We start from the raw sequence: 18522 nt of genomic DNA on the forward strand, positions 1-18522 counted from the left end.
ATGGCGGTTTTCCGCCGCATTGAGGTGTTGGAGATGATCGCAATCGTCCTCATGCATGCGTCCTTGAGTTGGACAGACCTGGTCAGCTTTCGACCGGTTTGGACGCCTGTTGTGCTATGATTTGTGCTATTGTTTTCTCGCCTCGTGTTGATCGAGGTAGCCATGGGAAAAGCCCAGAATTTCAATCCTTCGAGCCTTGATATGCTCTGTTCTGGCAGGCGTTCCGATCCGTTGGTGGCCGGGCTTTGTGTGATTGTTAGCGCCGCCGGTAAGAAGACTTGGACGTACCGGAGGCGCATCGCGAAGTCGGGGGTGATCGTGCAGCTCACGCTTGGCACCTATCCAGCTCACACTATTCCGGATGCGCGTGAGTGGGCCAGCAGGTTGAATTCCGCTGTAGAGCGAGGGGAGGATCCCCGAGTTGCCATGCGAATCGAGGAGGCAAGGAAGACCCTGACGGTCGCGAAAGCTCATGCGATCTATATGGAAGCGATGAGGCGTGGTGACCGAAGGGTGCTCAAGCCTCGCACACTCTACGACAAGGACGTAATCTTCACGAGGGACATCGATCCACGTCTGGGGAAGAGGTCGCTCATAGAGCTCACCGAGAACGAGTGCTGGGATGCCGTCTACGACAAGGCAAAGGCGTCGAAGGTTCGCGCAAACAAAATGGCCGGAGAATTGAGCTGCTTCCTGCGTTGGTGTTCGGGGCGGGAGGGCCGGATGGCGGGAATCGAGTTGGCGGCTCATCCCGCACCGACGTTGAACTCGAATTGGTTTTGCACGGGGCCGAAGGCGAATAAGCGCTTTTTGAATGAGGATGAACTGGGTTGGCTGTTCCAGGCGCTCGTCGATGAGGAGCTTCGCTATCGCCGAGGCTTCATTTTGCTCTTGTTGACTGCCGCAAGGCGCAACGAATTGTTCGGAGCCCGTTCGAGTGAAATTGCAGATGGTGTTTGGACGTTGCCGCCCGAGCGATCGAAGAATGGTGAAGCGAACCATGTGACATTAGGGCCATGGGGACGCAGTCTGGCGCAGGCTAACCAAGAATGGCTTTTCGCATCTCCTCGCATAGACGGGCCGCACCTGTTCGGGTGGTTCAAGGCCCGGGACAGGGTTCACAGCCGGATGGAGCGGTTGGCCGGGATGGAAGTGCCCCGGTGGCATTTCCATGACCTACGTCGCACGTTTCGATCACATGCCCGACGAATTGGTATCGATCGGGATATCGCAGAATTGATGCTCAACCATAAACGTAAAGGTCTCGAGGGCATCTACGACAGGAACATGGAGTTCGGACTGAGAGCGAAAGGGTTTGCCGCTTGGGAGGAATTTTTGGTTGCCATCGCAGTGAAGGCAGGGGCTGCTTCCGCACTGGATGTACCTCTTTGAGGAAGCGGCCACGTCGTCACCCGAATTGGGAGGTGGCCGTCCGTTCTTTCCTATCGGGCGCGCATCTTCAACAGCGAACTGCTGATTAAGAGTCCAGCAAAAATATTATAAATCAATCACCTGTCCGTATTCCTTCGCGTAGATTATTAAGAAAAGTCCCCAGCAAGTCTTATGTTTGCACAATGGGGCATAACACAAAAGCGGTCACATGTTTTTAACGGTCTGCGACGTAGTGCGTCGCCGTTCAATGTCGGGAACGTTGGACAAACCGGAAGGTCACCCGCCCGCAGTCATGCCATGCTCCGCGCACCATAGCAGTCTTCAATGGATGCCAGATGTCCATTGAAACCCTGGCGCGGATAGATTATGTGTAATCTGATGTTAAAGGATACACATCATGCGCACCAACATTGTTATCGATGATGACCTCATGGCCAAGGCGCTTCGGGCTTCCGGCCTCAAAACCAAGCGGGAAGCGGTGGAAGCCGGCTTACGGGCGCTCTTGAAACTTCGCTCGCAAGCGCAAATCCGTAATGCCCGTGGCAAACTTGCTTGGGAAGGGGATCTGGACGCCATGCGATCCGACATATGATTCTAGTCGATTCAAGCGTCTGGATCGATTTTTTCAGAGGCGCAGTATCTCCGGAAGCCGATCGGCTGGATGCCCTGCTAGGCAACGAGCCCGTACTGATCGGCGATCTCATCCTGACCGAAGTGTTGCAGGGTTTTACGAGCGAGCGGGATTTCAACCAGGCGCACCGATTGCTCGGATCGCTCGATCTGATTGAGATTGGCGGCCGTGAAATCGCCATACAGGCAGCACGGAACTTCCGGATTCTCAGGTCATTGGGCGTCACCGTGCGCAAGACGATCGACACGTTGATCGCGACGCGCTGCATCGAGTCCGGAGTTGCCTTACTGCACTCTGATCGAGACTTTGATCCTTTCAAAGAGCATCTCGGTCTCCAGACCGTATGATGATTGTTTCACCACATTCTTGTTCCAAGTTGCCCGAATTGAATTTTGTTAGAATTGCAAATACGAAAGTGACTTGCCACCCCGACCATGCACTGCAATTGCTCTGAAGGGGCTCGGGACGTGCGGACTGAAATGCTCCGAGGATTGCCGGAGATCACAATTCATGAATGGTGAGGATGGTACTGCCACTAGATTGCCTAGCATTATTGGGAGCCAATGAAACTTCAATAGCTGCCCTTCCGACCATACGACAACAAGCCTGCCATCAAGGTGACGATCAGACCACCCAGCGTCGGCAGCAGGAAAGTGGCGGCAGCTACAGGGGGGAGATGCGATACCCAGGTGTCATCCATGCCTCCGATCCAGCCAGTCAAAAAAGCTGAAAAGCCAAGTGCTGTCTTGTTGGTGAAAGTGAAAAGCGCAAAGCCAGCAACGGCTATAGACGGTATTGTTTCTTCTGACGATAAAGTATCAGGCACTATGCTCCATATGGAGTTGAAAACACCACCATAGCCAGCACCAATCAAGCTCACGATCAGAAGGGCTGTCGAGGAAACGGAATCTTCGGTCGCGCTGATGAAGGCCAGCGAACATGCAAATGAAAAGAGCATGGAGCTGATTAGCAGGATTGTTTGTTTCCCCATTCTGCTCGATGCAAAGGCCCAGAAAATTGCGCTTCCTGCCTGCGCTGCGGTGAATACGGTGAGAAGCAATCTAGGAGATGTGACCTCGCTATTCTCCGCGAGAACAAGGGGAAGCCCCTGGACCAAGGCGGGGAAGGCGGAGTGCGCAATAAAGCTTGTAAACAAGACCATGACAAACTGCGGATGTGCGAAAATTTCTCTTAAGCTCTTAAGCGAGACATTATCAGGCTTGGCCATGGCTAGCGTTTGCTGCTCGCGTACCTTAATCACGGGGAAGAAGCTCAGCAGAGATACACAGCTCATCACGGCAAGAATTGTGACGTCGATTGCAACCATCCTTGCGTCACCACCATCCGTAACAATCGATCCTACAAGCAAGACCGAGATGACGATACGTCCTGCCGAACCGAAGATGTTTCGTTGTGCAACCAGGTAGCTTCTTTCGGATGGGGAGGCCGATAGTGTCGCCAGCATTGAATTGTGCGGAAGGTCCAGCAATGCATAAGCTGTCCGAAATAAAAAGATCAGCGATACAACCCAGATCAGGTCCGGCCTGTTGTTAGTCCACATGCCGAGAGCGAAAAGTGCCCCGAAACTAATGCAGCTGAGGACGCCACCAGCCAGCATGAGGACGGACAAACTCCGCGCTTTCTTTCGCATGGCAAGCAACATGGAAAGAATGGGATCAGCAAGCGCGGAATAAACGAGGGATGCAAAGATCACAGCACCGGCAAGCTTCGGCGGCAAACCGAGAATGATCACAAGATAGGCAAGGAGGAAATATTCCGATCCACCCCATAGCAGACTCTTGCTGAAACTGACCCCGCTGAACGATACTTGTTCCCAAAATCGCATTCTGGATCACCGCAAGCTCTGCGCTGAAAAATCTTCCAGCGCCTGCACCGAGAAGCCGGAACGGTTATATTGTACTAGCGAGAGGATCTGGTTGGTTAGGCGCGCGCGTCGGTTAACCTTCAGGCATGCGATGTGAACCGGTATCAGCTCTCTTGTATCAGTGATCTGCCGGACCATTTTGATCCCCTGCTCGGCTATTCCAGTATAGCCCATGACACCGACGCCAAAGCCGACCCGAACCATCTCGATGATCATCTTCGGTTCATCGACTTCCTGCACGATATTGAGAGCAAAACCACGCTGGCGCGCCAGTTCGTCGATAATCAGCCGCGTTTGTGCAGCGCTTGAACCAGCGACAATCGGTTCATCGGCCAGGTCCAGGATCGAGACTTCGTCCTTTTCCAAAAGTGGATGCCATGGTGGGAAAATGGCTAAGAGTGGATATCGTCCAATCTCCACAGTTTCCAAAGCGTCGTGTTCGCCAGAAAGAGTCAGAATGCCGATATCACATTTCTCTTCGAGTAGCAGGCTTCGGACATATTCGCTGGGGCCCATGGAGATCGCGACTTTCGCATCGGGTGCGGATGTCTTCAGAAGATCGATGACTTTGGAGGTAGCGATAGTGGTCACCGTGCCAATGCGGAGATTGGTCGTTGCATATTGTTTGAGGAAGGTCTCAGCTTGATTCACATTTTCGAAGACCTTGCGCACGATTGGCAGGAGCAGCTCCCCTTCCGGAGTCAGAGTCTTCGTACGCGATTGGCGATTGATGAGGACGATCCTGTAGCCTTCCTCCAACTCCTTGATCTGACGCGTGAGGGTTGGTTGCCCGACGCCTAGGAAACGAGCCGCCGGGGCGAAACCGCCGCAAGTCGCGACAGCCCAGAAAGTGCGCAGATGAGTGAGGTTGATCGCCACGGCGTTCTCGAAATTGCATAAAAGGCATAGTAGATAGCCCCTCTACCCAGAGCTTTGTGACATACCGGTGACGCTATTGCCTGACAGGCATAGTGCTAGCGCCGCTAAGCATTTCAACTCGACGCGTAAAAGGGACAGATGGCGCCCCGTATCGGCAGGGGGATTTGTGACCGCGGCATGGGTCGTCGCAGGCCAATCCTGACGAAACTGCCTGGTGCAACGGATCAGATTTAGCGGGGTAACCGAGATGAACTTCAAGCACTTAATGGTGACGGTGAGTGCCGTCGCACTCTGCCCGTCCCTAGCCTATGCGCAGGACGCGACCGAAGAGAATGATGCGACCGCCAAAGTCGATTTCCAGGCGGACGCTATTGTCGTCACCGGAACACGCGGCTCTCTGAAAACAGCCTTGGGCATCAAGCGTGATGCGACTGGCGTGGTCGATGCCATTGTCGCAGAGGATATCGTCCAGTTTCCCGATCAGAATGTGGCAGAGGCGCTGCAACGCATACCGGGCATCACTATCGAGCGTGATCAGGGCCAGGGCAGCGAAATCATCGTGCGCGGCTTCACCTCCCAATATACGCGTACCGAAGTGAACGGTCTGACGGCACTGACATCGAAGGACAATCGCGGTTTTGATTTCAAGCTTCTCGCCTCCGAACTCTTTTCGAAAGCGGAAGTGTACAAGACCGCATCGGCAAGCCGGACGGAAGGCGGCACGGCCAGCATTGTGAATTTGGTCACACCGAAACCACTCGATAAAGACGGCTTTACAATTGCCAGCTCAGCCAATGGCACCTATGCCGAAGTGGCCGATGAATTTTTGCCGCGTGCGGCATTGCTGATCAGTCAGAATTGGAATGATCGTTTCGGTATCGCCGCATCACTGGCTTATTCGGAAAACTCAATCAATCAGGACGCTTATGAAGTTGGCGGATCTTGGGCCGATCTGGCGTTCCGCAGCTCAGGCTCACCGACTGGTGTCACTGAAGAGGAACTGGAAGCGTGGTATGCGCCGGTGCCCATGCGGACAAAGCAGGCCGAAGACCTGAAGCGGCTTGGTGCGACCCTGGACATTCAGTTTGCACCTAATGAAACCAGCCTTATCACGGCCAGCGCCATCTACGGCCGCCTGGAACGGGATGGCTATTCCCTCCGCCAGGATATCTTTGGCGGCAAGAATTCCGAATATTACGACCTGACGATCGAAGATGGGATTGCCGTCGCTGGTTCAGCTTATGGCGGCGGCAATCCGCGGGTCTATTCTAAGGAGCGCCCGCGAACCGACACGCTTCAACAATACAGCCTGACAGGCGATTTTGACTTCGCGGATCGCTGGAATATTTTGGCGCAGATTGGCTATACCAAGGGGGAAGGCAAGGAAGATCTTTACGAAACCGGCTTTGGCCTGGATCAGGGTGCTATCGAATGGGCCTTGGAGGGCGACTTCATCGTTGGCAGCGTGATTCCTGACCACGACGGTGACGGTGTTTACGAAAATAACGGTGAAGCCATAGATCCGATGGATCCGGCTTCCTATCCAAAGCTGCGCTTCCTTTCCGACAAATTCTACACCCAGATCAACGACGAGTTTTCGGTCAAATTTGATGTGGGACGCGAATTTGACGGTTTTCTGCAAGAGGTCCGCATTGGTGGACGATATTCGGATACAGTGCAGGACTTCACCCGCGAGCAACAGGACTGGAATCACACATCTGTGCCCAACAGCATTGATGTGGCGAGTTCTCTCGCCGCTCCAGGTGTCGCGGGCTATTTGCCCTGGCACGTTCCCGGTGCGCCGTCTTCCTATCCCAGCACGATCTTTTTTGTCGATTACGATGCACTCGCCGGATTTGTTTCTGAAACCTATGGCACTGAGCAAGCGGATCGGGTCATGCGCGAAGCGAACAGCTTCAGGATCAGTGAGGAGACTTATGCCGGTTTCCTTGAGGCGAAGTTCGGCACAGATCGTCTGTCGGGCAATGCTGGTGTTCGGTTTGTGAAGACCGAAGTTACGTCTTCGGGGCACCGGGTTGTAGGGGGGCTTGCCAACAACACTGGCTGGCTTGTGGACGAAGAAACGATCCCTGTCGAATTTGTCCGGGACTACAGCGAATGGCTGCCAAGCCTGAACTTGAAATATCGCCTGCGCGACGATTTCTACCTGCGCGCCAGCGCGGGCCGGACGATCACCCGCCCACTCTTGACGGATATGTCACCCGAAGCGTCCTTCAATATCAATACGTTGACCGGCAGCGCGAAGAACCCGGGCCTTGATCCACTAACGGCCTGGAACTTCGACGTCTCGGCGGAATGGTACTTCAGCAACGAAGGGCTCGTCAGCCTGGCATTCTTCCACAAGAAGATGGATTCGCTCGTCGAAGTCCGGCGTGAGATGGTCGACGTTGAGGTGGAGAATCCTGATGGAACAACCTCCGTTGCCGAAGTCAGCATGGCCATTCCTGTGAATGGCGATACAGCCACGGTCACCGGTCTGGAATTCAACATCCAGACACCATTCAGTTTCCTGCCGTCTCCGCTTGATGGATTTGGCGGTCAGTTCAACTTCACTTACGCGGACAGCAACGCCGAATTTTCCTTCGCGGAAGATCAGTATTCCGTCACCCTGCCGGGCCTGTCGAAGAGTAGCTTTAACGCGATCCTTTATTACCAGAAAGGCAAGGTCGATACACGTCTGGCTTATAACTGGCGCTCAGAATATTTGCGTCAGCTCAACCCCTGGGGCGGTCATCCCGTTTATCGGGATGCCTATGGTCAGCTGGACTATTCCTTCAACTATCACGTCAACGACAATATCAGCCTCCGCTTCAAGGCCATCAATCTGCTTCAGGAAACGAAGTATGAATATACGGAGGAGCGCAAGGATTTGCCGACCAATGTGCGGCTTGACGAAAGGTCTTTCACTTTCGGTGTGAGCTTCAAATACTGATGATCAAGGGAAAGCGCTGCGGTCGCTAAGCGGTCGCAGCGCCCCTGTTTTGACGAAAGTGCCTCCATGAAGAAGATCGTGCGTCTGTCGTTTGCCGTGTGTGCGCTGCTGTTTTCCGGTCTCGCTACAGCTCACGAAGTGCCCGCGAGAATTGACCGCGGAAATGATACGGAGAGTTTCCTTGCTTGTGGGTGGGGCAATGTCTCGATTTTTACATATGATCCTCAGGTAAAAACGCTTGAAGAGAGCTGGTTTTGGAAGCCCGAGGACTATTCGGGAATCGCCGATCTGGACCGGTTCTTCGAGCTTTTTCATCACATTGATGAATGTAAATCCGTTGATGGTGGAGACACCATCCTGATAACCGCGTCAACCGACGGAGTGGGGCTGATTGACCGGAAGGGCAAACGTTTCCTCCAGCTTGGCGTGAGTCGGAATGCCCATTCGGCAGACTTCCTTCCAGGAGGCCGCATTGCCGTCGCCAATTCTCACGGAGGTGACACACTCCAGATATTCGATGGTCGGGAGATGGGGAAACTACTTATCGAGAAACCCCTGTCAGCTGGGCACGGTGTCCATTGGGATAGCAAGTCCAAACGGCTCTACGCGCTCGCGAGCGAGGAGATCGACATATATGAGCTGGTCAATTGGGATAGTGAAAGCCCTGATCTTAATCTGGTGCGGCGTATCACCCTGCCGGAAGGAGAAGGACACAACCTTTCTCAAATACCTTGCTCGGATCAATTCCACATATCGACTGCGTCGCAGACTTGGCTTTTCGATGAGTCGGACGAGTCGGTGGTGGCGCATCCTCAACTTTCTGGGCAAAGACAGGTCAAATCCGTGTCAACGAACAGAAATTCTGGTGCCATTGTCTGGCTCAAGGCGGATTCGGGCAGCTGGTGGTCATACAATCTGCGCCTCATCCACGATGACGTGGATATGATCTTTCCGGTCAACAAGAGATATTACAAGGTTCGCTGGATCGGCGGAGAATAGCCTGAAGCGTCCCGGGTTTTTCGGAGGCTATTCGGCTTGACTTAGGCAGCCATATCGAGAGTCTCGAGGGCTGCATAGTAATTGGCTTCGGCCTCGGCGGGCGGGCGATGCAGGCCCGCGTCTGGGACAAGGTCGATGCTCAGCACCTGCTGGTGAAGTCACCGCCGGCATCAGGCAAATCGCGCGCGGCCATGTTCGTGGGGCTTGAGAAATTGCGGACATCGGAAGTGAAGAAAGTTCTGGTCGCTGTGCCTGAGCGTTCGATAGGCGCTTCGTTCCGCGACACGGAACTGAAAAAGCACGGTTTCCATTCGGACTGGAAGCTCGATCTCGACCTATGTACCGTCGGATCCGAGACCGGGCGTGGTCTGAGCCCGAAGTTTCTACCAGCTACGAGTAGAGCCTTGGGCCGTTTCGATGCCCATGTTTGGGCGTGATGGCAACAACCGTATCGGGGGCATGCCCCCGATACGGTTTGCCGCTTAATCCTGCCCCTATCTCCGCCGGGGTTCGGTTCCCGAGGCTGGAGTGGGGTCGGAAGTGGTTGTAGTCGTATCGCCAGGCTTTCAGTTCCTGGCGGGCATGGGCGAGGCTGGTGAAGATCGTCTCGTTCAAGAACTCATCCCTGAGCCTGGCGTTGAAGCTCTCGATGAACCCGTTCTGGTAGGGCTTGCCGGGCGCGATGTAATGCCACTCGACATTGCGTTCCTTCGACCAGCGCAGGATCGCCATACTGGTCAGTTCGGTACCATTGTCGCTGACGATCATGTGGGGCCGCGCCATCCTCTCGAAGACCGCTGCATCGAGCTCCCGCCCGACCCTGGCGCCGGAGATCGATGTGTCGGCGATCAGTCGGACGCACTCTCGGCTATAATCATCAACCACGGCGAAGATCCGGAACCTGCGTCCGCAAGCGAAGGCGTCAGACACGAAGTCGAGGCTCCAGCGCTGATTGGGGCCGTGCGGGACCATCATCGGCGCCCGCGTGCCCAAGGCCCGCTTGCGACCACCGCGACGGCGCACCTGCAACCGCTCCTCGCGATAGAGCCGTCGGAACTTCTTGTGGTTCATCGCCCATCCTTCCCGGCACAGCAGCCAGTGCAGTCGCCGATAGCCGAACCGACGGCGCTGGCAGGCTAGCTCACGGATGCGCTCGCGCGCCTTTGCATCGTCGGGCCGACGACTGACATAGCGCACCATGGTCCGGTCCACGCCCAGCACACCGCAGGCACGACGCTGGCTCACCTCGAACACCTCCTGGAGATGAGCCACCGCCTGCCGCTTGGCACCGGGCGCTAGAATTTTTTTGCGCTGATCTCCTTGAGCATGGCGTTGTCGAGCATCGAGTCCGCCAGCAGCTTCTTCAGCCGCTCGTTCTCCTGCTCCAACTGGCGTAGCCGCCGGGCATCGGACACCTCCAGGCCGCCATACTTCGACTTCCATTTGTAAAAGGTCGCCGAGCTGACACCGTAACGGCGGCACACATCCGCCGTCGCCATCCCAGCCTCCTGCTCCTTCAAAACAGCGATGATCTGCTCCTCGCTGAACCTGCTCCGCTTCATTCGTCCGTCTCCTTGTGAGGGCCGGACTCTCCTTATCTCTGGACGAAATCTAGGGGCTCAGACCACCCGAACTGGCGCTTCCAGGCATAGAGCGAGTGTGGGCTTACTCCGAGCCGCTCGGATACCTCCGCCACCCGATAGCCACGCTCGGTGATTTGAGCCACCGCATCACGCTTGAAATCATAACTGAAATTGGGCTTCCCCATCGTCGTCTCCTGTCCTCAAAATTAGGATAGAAGGCGTCCAGAAATCTAGGTGTTTAGTCCCGGCATGTGATGGTTGGGTTCGACGATAAAGACATCTGGCTTTGATTTCCAGAGTTCCTCGATGGCTTCGTATGGTGTCCTGAACTTGAGCGCCTTGAGCTGCTTGGCGAAGTTGTAGGCGATCAGCCAGTCGCTCACGTGTCTGCGCAGTTCCTGGATCGAGGCATAGTGGAAGGATTTAACGGTTGCCTCTTTGATCGTGCGGACCATGCGTTCGGCCTGCCCGTTGGTCCACGGGTGATATGGCTTGGTCAGCCGGTGCTCGATCTCGTTCTCCAGGCACACACGACCGAAGATATGCGGGAAGGTCAGACCCTTTGCGCCACGTTCGCGCTGGATGAACTGGACGCCGTTGTCGGTCAGGATGGTGTGGATCTTGTAAGGCACCCACCGGATCAGCGCCTTCAGGAAGCCGGCGGCAATCAGCTTGGTGGCACGACGATAGATGCGCGCAAAGACCAGCTTGGATGTGCGATCGACGGCGACATAGATGAAGGCTTTGCCGCCCTCGTAACGCAGTTCGGCGATATCGATGTGGAAGTAGCCGATCTCGTAATCCTTGAACTTCTTCGGCTTCTCTCGGTCGGCCTTGGGCAGGCGACTGATCCCGTGCCTTTGCAGGCAGCGATGCAGGGAAGAGCGTGTCAGGTGCGGGATCGCGTCCTTGAGCGCGATGTAGACATCGTCGAGCGGGAGTCGCGCTTGCACCCGCAGCGCCACGATAGCGGCTTCTTCCATGGGCGAAAGAACCGTGCTGCGCCGCTCCTTCGGTCCCATTGGCATGTCTTCGACCGACTGCCGGTGGCGCCACTTCAAAACGGTCTTCTCATTGATCCCGTATCGCTTCGCGAGGCTCGCGACCGAAGCTTGCGATCGCTGTAGCTCACTTCGAATGGCGTGCGTGGTCTTGGCGCACCCGTGTAGAATCTGTCCCATAGAAACCTCCGCTGCGATGGTGATAAACTTACACCATCACATGCTGGGACTAAACACCTAGGGGTTATTCAGTTGACAGCTCCGTTCCCGTTCGGCGCAGCCAAAAAAATTTGATGCGGGTTTGGCTGGCTCCAACGTCCTTGAGGCTGAGTAACTTTCTAACTGATTTTCGGCTGGTGCCATGAAAGCCTGCGAGGGGTGAATGAATTTATTTTGTCACGTGCAACTGGCACGACGCAGGTCATGTGTAATGGGTCGGATAATTGAATCCCATGTCGCTCTTCAGAAAATTCGCACCGCGATTAAGTGCTCTTTTGAAGAAACGCGGGATTTCAGATTCCGACGCAGAAGAGCTGGTTCAGGAAGCTTTCCTTCGTCTTTTGCAATATCGCAAGGACAATGAAGTCGGCCGAGAGGAGGGGTTCTTGGTGCGCACTGCCGTCAATCTCTCGATTGATGCCAATCGGCGCGCGAGGCGTTTCGATGTGGTGTCGGAGCCGGTCGATGACCTTCTGCTTGTCGATGAGACACCAGATCCTGAACGAGTTGCAATCGGCAGGAGCCGGCTGGAGCATCTGGTTGCAGGCTTTGAGCGGCTGGATCCCAAGACCCGTGCGATGGTTAAAGCGAGGCGCATCGAGGGTTTGTCGATGAGGGAAATCGCCTTGCGGGATGGCGTGAGTGTCAGCGCGGTTGAAAAGCGCATTGCCAAGGCAATGCTGTTCCTTTCGGTCTGGATGCGGAACTATTGATGGAGCCTGGAAGCTTTTGACCGGGAAAGCGGAAGCTGAAGCGGCGGCATGGTTTGCTCGTCTGGGCGATGGTGCATGTGCGCCGGAAACGCACGCGGGGCTCTCCCAATGGCGTGCCGAAAGACCTGCCAATGCTACCGCATTGGCGGAGATGGACGTGCTTTGGTCGGATTTGGGTGAGGTTGCGGCCTTATCATTCTATGATGATGGGAAGAAGGCAACGTCAGGCTCGCAGGCCGCTAATGATGAGCCAGGAAATTCTGCTTCTAGTGGTGCAAGGTCACGCCTGTGGTGGCCTGCATGGGTTGCGGCGGCGGTCGCTGCATTGATCTTTATTTTTGTCGGATTGAATCCGTTCGACAATCCGCTGACTTTCGAAACGTCGGTCGGCGGGCGACAGATTGCATCCCTTCCCGATCACTCGCGTGTGATCCTCAACACAAATTCCAAGGTGGCGGCACGTTACACCGACGACAAGCGTCTGATCACGCTGGATCGTGGCGAGGCCTTGTTCGAGGTGAGTAAGGATCCAAGGCGTCCCTTTGTTGTGCGGACACATCTCGGCACAGTGACCGCGCTGGGAACAAAGTTCGTTGTTCGAGATCGTGGCAATGCAATGGAGGTCACCCTGCTTTCCGGCAAGGTTGTTGTCGATCCCGAGCGGGAGGGAAGGGCGAGCTTCATTATGACGCCGGGGCAGCGGGTCCGTATCGGGACTACCGGTTCCACGGCCGTGGATAAGCCATCGCTCAGCGCCGTAACGGCGTGGCGTGATGGAAGGCTTGTCCTCCAGGATGCATCCGCCGTTGGAGCCATCGGCGAGATGAACCGCTATGGTCAAAAGACGATTGCGTTTGGTCCTTCTGCCAATGTCGCAAAATGTCGCGTTAGCGGTGTGTTCCGCGTCGCTGATACGGAGCGTTTCGCTCACATTCTGGCTAGGATATGTGGGTTGCGCCTTGAACGCCACGATGATCGGTATTTGATTACCCCCTGACCGGTTCGTTTAGCAAAGTTGATAGCCTCCCTCTTGTCTTCGGCCTGAAGGTGGGGGCGGGGACTCGTGTCGGCTGCTTGAGGCCAGTGCAACGGGCCGGCACCTTTTTGTTGCCTGTCTAGCCGCTCAAATTTTGACAATCAAAAAATCTGATGCGGGTTTGAAGCTTCCTAGCGTCCTTGAGGGTGTAGGGGTTGGCAGTGACCCTTCATTAATATTTTAATGAAAAAGACAGACGTGTAATAAAAATAACGTCTCCAAGATAAAATCTTGGAGCGCATGTTTTGTTTTAAAATAAATATAATCACGATCTATATTTATTTCTATTAAATTTATTAGAGTCCTGAATCTGTAATATTAAAAAATTAGACGGCCCATGTGCAGGGTGTGGTTCTAATTATTTGATTTGGCCTTCCTTGAAAAATTGAATTTTGGCCGCGGTTAGTGGTGTCGCCTCTCTTCCTGATTGGAAGAGGGGGCTCTGCCAGCGTTTGTGGCTGAGGTTCCGCGTGCGTCGTTCATGTGAACGGTGAGCGTGCTTGTCGTTTGGATCGGTCGGGTGGCGGGTCTTTATCCATTCCTCAAATCTGGAGCGGGGGAAATGAAACGAGTGTTGGTCGCGTTAAGCGCGATACTGTTGGCTGTGCCTGGAGCGGCATCGGCGCAAGACTGGTGGAATGATGACTGGGGGTATCGGCAGGAGATTGCCGTCAATCCTGACGGTGTGGTCTCCGGGGAAGTTGATAACGTTCCAGTTTTGGTCCGTTTGCATGCGGGGAATGTTGATTTCACGCGTCTGAAGGATGACGGTAGCGATCTGCGCTTTACGACATCCAGCGGGACGCCTCTGGAATTCCATCTCGAAAGCTTCGACAGGCAGGCTGAAATCGCGCTTGCCTGGGTGAAACTGCCTGAGGTCTCGTCCGAGCGTCAGAAAATCTATGCCTATTATGGCAATGGCGAAGCTTCAGGCGCCCTGTCCTCTGCCGATACCTATGATGGTGAGCAGTCCCTGGTGGTCCACTTCGCCAACGGTGCGAGCCCGCGTGATGAAACCGCCAATGCCAACACAATCGGCAATTTTTCTGCTCAACCGATAGCCGAGGGGCTTGTAGCAGGTGGCGCTCGCTTCGGCGCCGACAGCCGGATGGAGGTGAGCCCCAGCCAGTCTCTTACCATTGCCGCTGGTGGAGCGATGAGTGTTTCGGTGTGGATCAAGCCGGGTAATGAACTACCGGCCGAGGCCTCCGTCTACACCAAATTGGGGGATGGTTCTTCTCGTTTGATGATCGGACTGCGCGGCGCGGTGCCCTATGTCAGCGTGAATGGTGCTGAAGCCTCAGGGCAAGCTCCACTCGCCTCGGGGAGTTGGGCTCATCTGGCGGTTACAGCGGGCGATGGCATCGTGCGCCTTTATGTCAATGGCAGCGAAGCCGCGCAGCTGAAGGCGGATCTTCCCGCTTTGGATGGTGCGGAGATTGTCGGGGCCAATGGTACTTTCCCTGGCTTTATGGGGGATGTCGACGAAGTATGGCGCGCCAATTCCTCGCGCTCCGCCGATTTCATTGCTTTGGCGGCCAAATCGCAAGGACGTGACGCCACCGTGGTGCAGCTGACCGGCGAAGCGCAGGCGGCCGGTGAGAGCGGCGGCCACAATTATCTGGGTATTCTGTTTGGCGCGCTGACGCTCGACGCATGGGTCGTGATCGCGATTCTTGCGGTGATGTTGGTGATCGCCATTGCCGTGATGATCAGCAAGGGCATGCTGCTGTCCCGGATCGAACGGGCCAACACTGCGTTTCGCGATCGTTTCAGCCGCGCGAATGCCGATGCCGGTATGCATGACGGGCTGGTCAAGAATGATCACCTGACATGGGAAGAAGGCTCTACCCTTGGCCGCCTGTTCCAAACGGGGCGCGACGAAGCGCGACTGCGCCTTGTCGAAGGCCGTCGGTCGAAGGAAGCTTTCGCTTTGGCGCCGCAATCGGTGGCGGCCATTCGCGCGGCGATGGATGCCCAGCTTGCCCGGGAAGGGCAGAAGCTGAATGCGAAGCTGGTATTGCTGACCATTGCAATTTCCGGTGGGCCGTTTCTTGGGCTGCTCGGCACAGTCATCGGCGTGATGATCACTTTCGCCGGCGTGGCCGCAGCTGGGGACGTCAATATCAACGCAATCGCGCCGGGTATTGCCGCAGCACTGCTCGCGACGGTCGCCGGTCTCGCGGTCGCGATACCCTCGCTGTTCGGTTACAACTGGCTGCTTTCTCGCGTCGAGAAGGTTGAGACCGACAATCAGGTCTTTGTCGACGAACTCGAGAAGCGGCTGGCCGAAACCTATCGTCCTGGCCCGGTTGCAGTCGCATCCGCCTGACCCTTCGCACATACGAGGAGACTGGCGATGCAGGTCCAGAAAAAGCGCAAGCCCTATGACGAGATCAACGTCACGCCGATGGTCGATCTCACCCTGGTGCTGCTGATCATCTTCATTCTGCTGACAACGGCAGCGGTGCAGGGGATCAAGGTCAATGTGCCCAAGGCAAGCTCCTCGGTGAGCCTTGCCAAGCCGACGACCAAGGCGATCACGATCGACGATCAGGGGCAGATCTATCTCGATACCTTTGCGGTAACGCTCGATGAGCTGGAATCCCAATTGCGGACCTTCAAGGCGACGACCGAGGAATTCCCGGTCGTCGTCAAGGGAGACCGCGTCACACAATATGGCCGCATCATGGAGGTGCTGGATGTGTGCAACCGGGTCGGCATCAGCCAGCTTGGGTTGGTCAGCGAGAAGGCCCGGCCGTCATGAGCGAGCTTGCTCCCATCCCCAAAAAGGCTGGGCGGCTTGGAGGTGCCGGTCAGGTTGCAGCGGTGGTGGTGCCGCTTGCACTGATCGCGGTGCTGGCCTGGCTGCTCTGGCCTGATGCTGATCTTCCTGTCCGCCAGGAACGGGTCGTGACGAGGATTGACATGCTTCAACCTCCGCCACCACCCGAGCCCGAGCTGGAAGATCCGATCATGGAAGATGAAGAGGAGATCGTTGAGCCAAACGAGCAGCCTCCCAGCGAAACACCGAATGAACAGCCGAATGAAAACCCCTCCGACGCTCCGAGCGATACGGCATCGAACCAGTTGGCGGGCCTTGATCGTCCGGCGGATGCCGGGTCGGACAACTTCCGCTTGGCGGCCGGTGGCGGTGGCGGAATGTTCGGACGGGGTACGGGAGGAGGCGGTGGCGGCCAGTGGGGCGCTTATGTCGAAGGACATATTCGCCGGGCGTTGATGCGGGATCCCAGGACCCGGGTTGCCAAGGGATCGGTCAATGTGACGGTCGTCATCTCTGATGCCGGGAAGTTCACTCAGGCCAGCTTGCGCAACTCTACCGGTGATAGGGAACTTGATGCGGCTATCCGTGAAGTCTTGCGCAACTTGCCGCCGCTCTCCGTTCCACGTCCGGCCGATCGCTCCGCCACGACCCATGCGACGATCGACATGAGGCGAAGTTGATCAGTCAGTTCCCCTTTCAGGCAGGTTTGCGACCTATGCCGGTTCACGCCGCACGTGTCCTGCCGAGACAAGTCTTACGGAGTATTCCGATGATATTTCGCATGGCGGGCTGTGTAAGTGCCCTGGCCTTTAGTTCAGTCTTTGCTCCGGCGCTTCACGCTCAGGAAGCGACAAGGGACGCCCCGTCCACATCCACGCCAGAGACCGAGCGGCTGGTCGATATCCTGAACTATCAGGTTGAAGGGAACAGCGTCCTGTCGGCCAGGGAAATCGAACAGGCTCTCATGCCCTGGCTTGGACCGCAAAGGCCGCTTTCCGACGTTGATCAGGCGCGCAAGGCGCTGATGGAGGCCTATCACGCAAAGGGCTTTGAAACAGTCAATGTCATTATTCCCGCTCAGGAAGTGAAGGACGGAAATATCCGCCTCAAGGTTGCAGAGATGCGGATTGGGCGCCTCAGGGTTGATGGCGCAACCTATTACTCGCCGGAAGATATCAAGAAACGGGTTCCCTCCCTCAAGGAAGGCGAGGTTCCCAACTATAATGAATTGTCGCGCGACCTAGCTGCGGTGAACAGGTCGCAAGACCGTGTGATAGCTCCTACCTTGCGCGCTGGCCTGGAGCCCGGCACCGTTGATATCGACCTTACGGTCGAAGATAAGGTGCCTTTGCATGGCACGCTGGAGCTTAATGACCGGGCAAGTTCTAGTACGAAGCGCCTGAAGCTCTCCGGCTCGCTGACCTACAATAACCTTTTCCAGCTCGATCATAGTCTGAGTCTGCAGGGCCAGATCAGTCCGCAGGATCCAAGCCAGTCCTGGGCGGTCTCGGCATCCTATGCCGCCCCCGTTCCGGGCACCGACCTGACGCTGGTCGGCTATGGCATCCACACCGACAGCGACGTGGCCGCGCTGAGCGGGATCAATGTGCTCGGCAAGGGTGACATTCTCGGTCTGCGGGCGATTTATTCGAAGATTTCCGGCGACCCTACAAGGCCAACGGTCCACCAGTTCACTGCCGGGTTGGACTACAAGAACTTTAAGGAAAACCTCCTTTCCGAGGACGAGGAAGGAGCCGCCTACACGCCTATCGATTACATGCCTCTGATGCTCCGCTATGCCTTATCGAAGCGGACGCAGGCCTATGATCTCGATTTCGGGATCGGCGCTGCCTTTGGCCTTCGCGGACTTGCCGCTGATGATCTCGAGTTCCGGTACAAGCGCTACAACGCCAACGCCAATTGGTCAGCTCTGCGCGGAGATTTCGGTTACACCCGCAAGCTGCGGAGTGGCTGGCGGATCGGCGGGTCAGTGCAATGGCAATATGCTGGTGAACCGCTGATTTCCAACGAGCAGTTTTCGCTCGGGGGCTATGATAGCGTTCGCGGCTATTATGAGAGCATGAATCTGGGCGATGACGGCGTTTCCGGCCAGTTTCAGATCGACACGCCTTCCCTGCTGAATTCCGGCCTCGTCAAGCAATTGCGCGTCTTTGGCTTCGTCGATGGCGGCTACGCGCGAATTTACGACCCGCTCAGCGTGCAAGACGAACATATGAAGCTGCTGAGCGTCGGCGGTGGTTTGAGGCTTCAACTCGACCATGGCCTCAATGCAGCCGTGAACCTCTCCAGACCTTTGGTCAGCGAAGAGTCGACGCTCTCGGACTTCGACAACTTCCGTATCCAGTTCCGTATCTGGGAAGAGTTCTGATGCCCGGAAAGTCGGGCTCTCTCGCAGGTTAAGTCATTAGTTTCAGGCGGTGGCCGG

The 18522-nt window shown here is 56.0% G+C and carries 16 protein-coding genes and 1 pseudogene; 12 read left to right on the forward strand and 5 right to left on the reverse strand.

Features of this window, described 5'->3' with window-relative positions:
* Positions 1–144: 144 nt before the first annotated feature.
* From CV013_RS14175 to vapC, 3 genes are all read left to right on the forward strand, one after another.
* Complete coding sequence (locus CV013_RS14175; RefSeq protein ID WP_123640019.1) at positions 145–1392, forward strand: tyrosine-type recombinase/integrase; 1248 nt, start codon at positions 145–147, stop codon at positions 1390–1392.
* Between the two features lie 397 nt (positions 1393–1789).
* Complete coding sequence (locus CV013_RS14180; protein WP_102156359.1) at positions 1790–1984, forward strand: type II toxin-antitoxin system VapB family antitoxin; 195 nt, start codon at positions 1790–1792, stop codon at positions 1982–1984.
* Positions 1981–2370: a type II toxin-antitoxin system VapC family toxin gene (gene vapC, locus CV013_RS14185; RefSeq protein ID WP_102156360.1), complete on the forward strand. Its 390-nt coding sequence runs from the start codon at positions 1981–1983 to the stop codon at positions 2368–2370. Before CV013_RS14180 ends, vapC begins: the two co-directional genes overlap by 4 nt.
* Positions 2371–2594: 224 nt before the next feature.
* Here vapC and CV013_RS14190 read toward each other — a convergent pair whose 3' ends face one another.
* Both CV013_RS14190 and CV013_RS14195 read right to left on the reverse strand, forming a co-directional pair.
* On the reverse strand, positions 2595–3869 hold the full coding sequence (locus tag CV013_RS14190; RefSeq protein ID WP_102156361.1) for an MFS transporter: 1275 nt from the start codon (positions 3867–3869) through the stop codon (positions 2595–2597).
* Between the two features lie 6 nt (positions 3870–3875).
* Positions 3876–4787, reverse strand: coding sequence for a LysR family transcriptional regulator (locus CV013_RS14195; protein ID WP_102156362.1), 912 nt, complete (start codon positions 4785–4787; stop codon positions 3876–3878).
* Positions 4788–5034: 247 nt separating this feature from the next.
* Between CV013_RS14195 and CV013_RS14200 the strand changes: the two genes are divergently transcribed.
* The 3 genes from CV013_RS14200 (at position 5035) to CV013_RS15595 (ending at position 9176) form a co-directional block, all read left to right on the forward strand.
* Positions 5035–7740 (forward strand): TonB-dependent receptor, encoded by a 2706-nt coding sequence (locus tag CV013_RS14200; protein ID WP_102156363.1) that lies wholly within the window; start codon positions 5035–5037, stop codon positions 7738–7740.
* Positions 7741–7806: 66 nt separating this feature from the next.
* Entirely contained in the window at positions 7807–8739 is a 933-nt protein-coding gene (locus CV013_RS14205; protein ID WP_102156364.1) for a DUF6528 family protein, read from the forward strand.
* Positions 8740–8846: 107 nt separating this feature from the next.
* A complete protein-coding gene (locus tag CV013_RS15595; RefSeq protein WP_123640020.1) occupies positions 8847–9176 on the forward strand; it encodes a DEAD/DEAH box helicase family protein in 330 nt (109 codons plus the stop codon).
* On the opposite strand, the gene CV013_RS14210 is transcribed toward CV013_RS15595, so the two are convergent.
* From CV013_RS14210 to CV013_RS14220, 3 genes and pseudogenes are all read right to left on the reverse strand, one after another.
* A protein-coding gene (locus CV013_RS14210; RefSeq protein ID WP_408057060.1) for an IS3 family transposase occupies positions 9130–10301 on the reverse strand; the annotation gives its coding sequence in 2 pieces (ribosomal slippage) (positions 9130–10049 and positions 10049–10301; 1173 coding nt in all). The genes CV013_RS15595 and CV013_RS14210 overlap by 47 nt on opposite strands.
* A gap of 74 nt (positions 10302–10375) precedes the next feature.
* Positions 10376–10507 (reverse strand): annotated as a pseudogene (locus CV013_RS14215) (transposase); the annotation flags it as partial.
* A gap of 45 nt (positions 10508–10552) precedes the next feature.
* Positions 10553–11503: an IS481 family transposase gene (locus CV013_RS14220; RefSeq protein WP_102156366.1), complete on the reverse strand. Its 951-nt coding sequence runs from the start codon at positions 11501–11503 to the stop codon at positions 10553–10555.
* Between the two features lie 272 nt (positions 11504–11775).
* Here CV013_RS14220 and CV013_RS14225 point away from each other — a divergent pair, with 272 nt between their 5' ends.
* The 6 genes from CV013_RS14225 (at position 11776) to CV013_RS14250 (ending at position 18465) form a co-directional block, all read left to right on the forward strand.
* Positions 11776–12255, forward strand: a complete 480-nt coding sequence (locus CV013_RS14225; protein WP_102156367.1) for an RNA polymerase sigma factor — start codon at positions 11776–11778, stop codon at positions 12253–12255.
* 16 nt (positions 12256–12271) lie between these two features.
* Positions 12272–13252, forward strand: coding sequence for a FecR family protein (locus CV013_RS14230; protein ID WP_190276574.1), 981 nt, complete (start codon positions 12272–12274; stop codon positions 13250–13252).
* A gap of 601 nt (positions 13253–13853) precedes the next feature.
* Entirely contained in the window at positions 13854–15623 is a 1770-nt protein-coding gene (locus CV013_RS14235; RefSeq protein ID WP_102156369.1) for a DUF2341 domain-containing protein, read from the forward strand.
* 27 nt (positions 15624–15650) lie between these two features.
* Positions 15651–16058 (forward strand): ExbD/TolR family protein, encoded by a 408-nt coding sequence (locus CV013_RS14240; protein ID WP_102156370.1) that lies wholly within the window; start codon positions 15651–15653, stop codon positions 16056–16058.
* On the forward strand, positions 16055–16756 hold the full coding sequence (locus CV013_RS14245) for an energy transducer TonB family protein (RefSeq protein WP_102156371.1): 702 nt from the start codon (positions 16055–16057) through the stop codon (positions 16754–16756). The genes CV013_RS14240 and CV013_RS14245 overlap by 4 nt, the downstream gene beginning before the upstream one ends.
* Positions 16757–16845: 89 nt before the next feature.
* Complete coding sequence (locus CV013_RS14250; protein ID WP_190276575.1) at positions 16846–18465, forward strand: ShlB/FhaC/HecB family hemolysin secretion/activation protein; 1620 nt, start codon at positions 16846–16848, stop codon at positions 18463–18465.
* Positions 18466–18522: the final 57 nt, after the last annotated feature.

The sequence above is a fragment of the Tsuneonella flava genome (genome assembly GCF_002870965.1).
Taxonomy (GTDB): Bacteria; Pseudomonadota; Alphaproteobacteria; order Sphingomonadales; family Sphingomonadaceae; genus Tsuneonella; species Tsuneonella flava.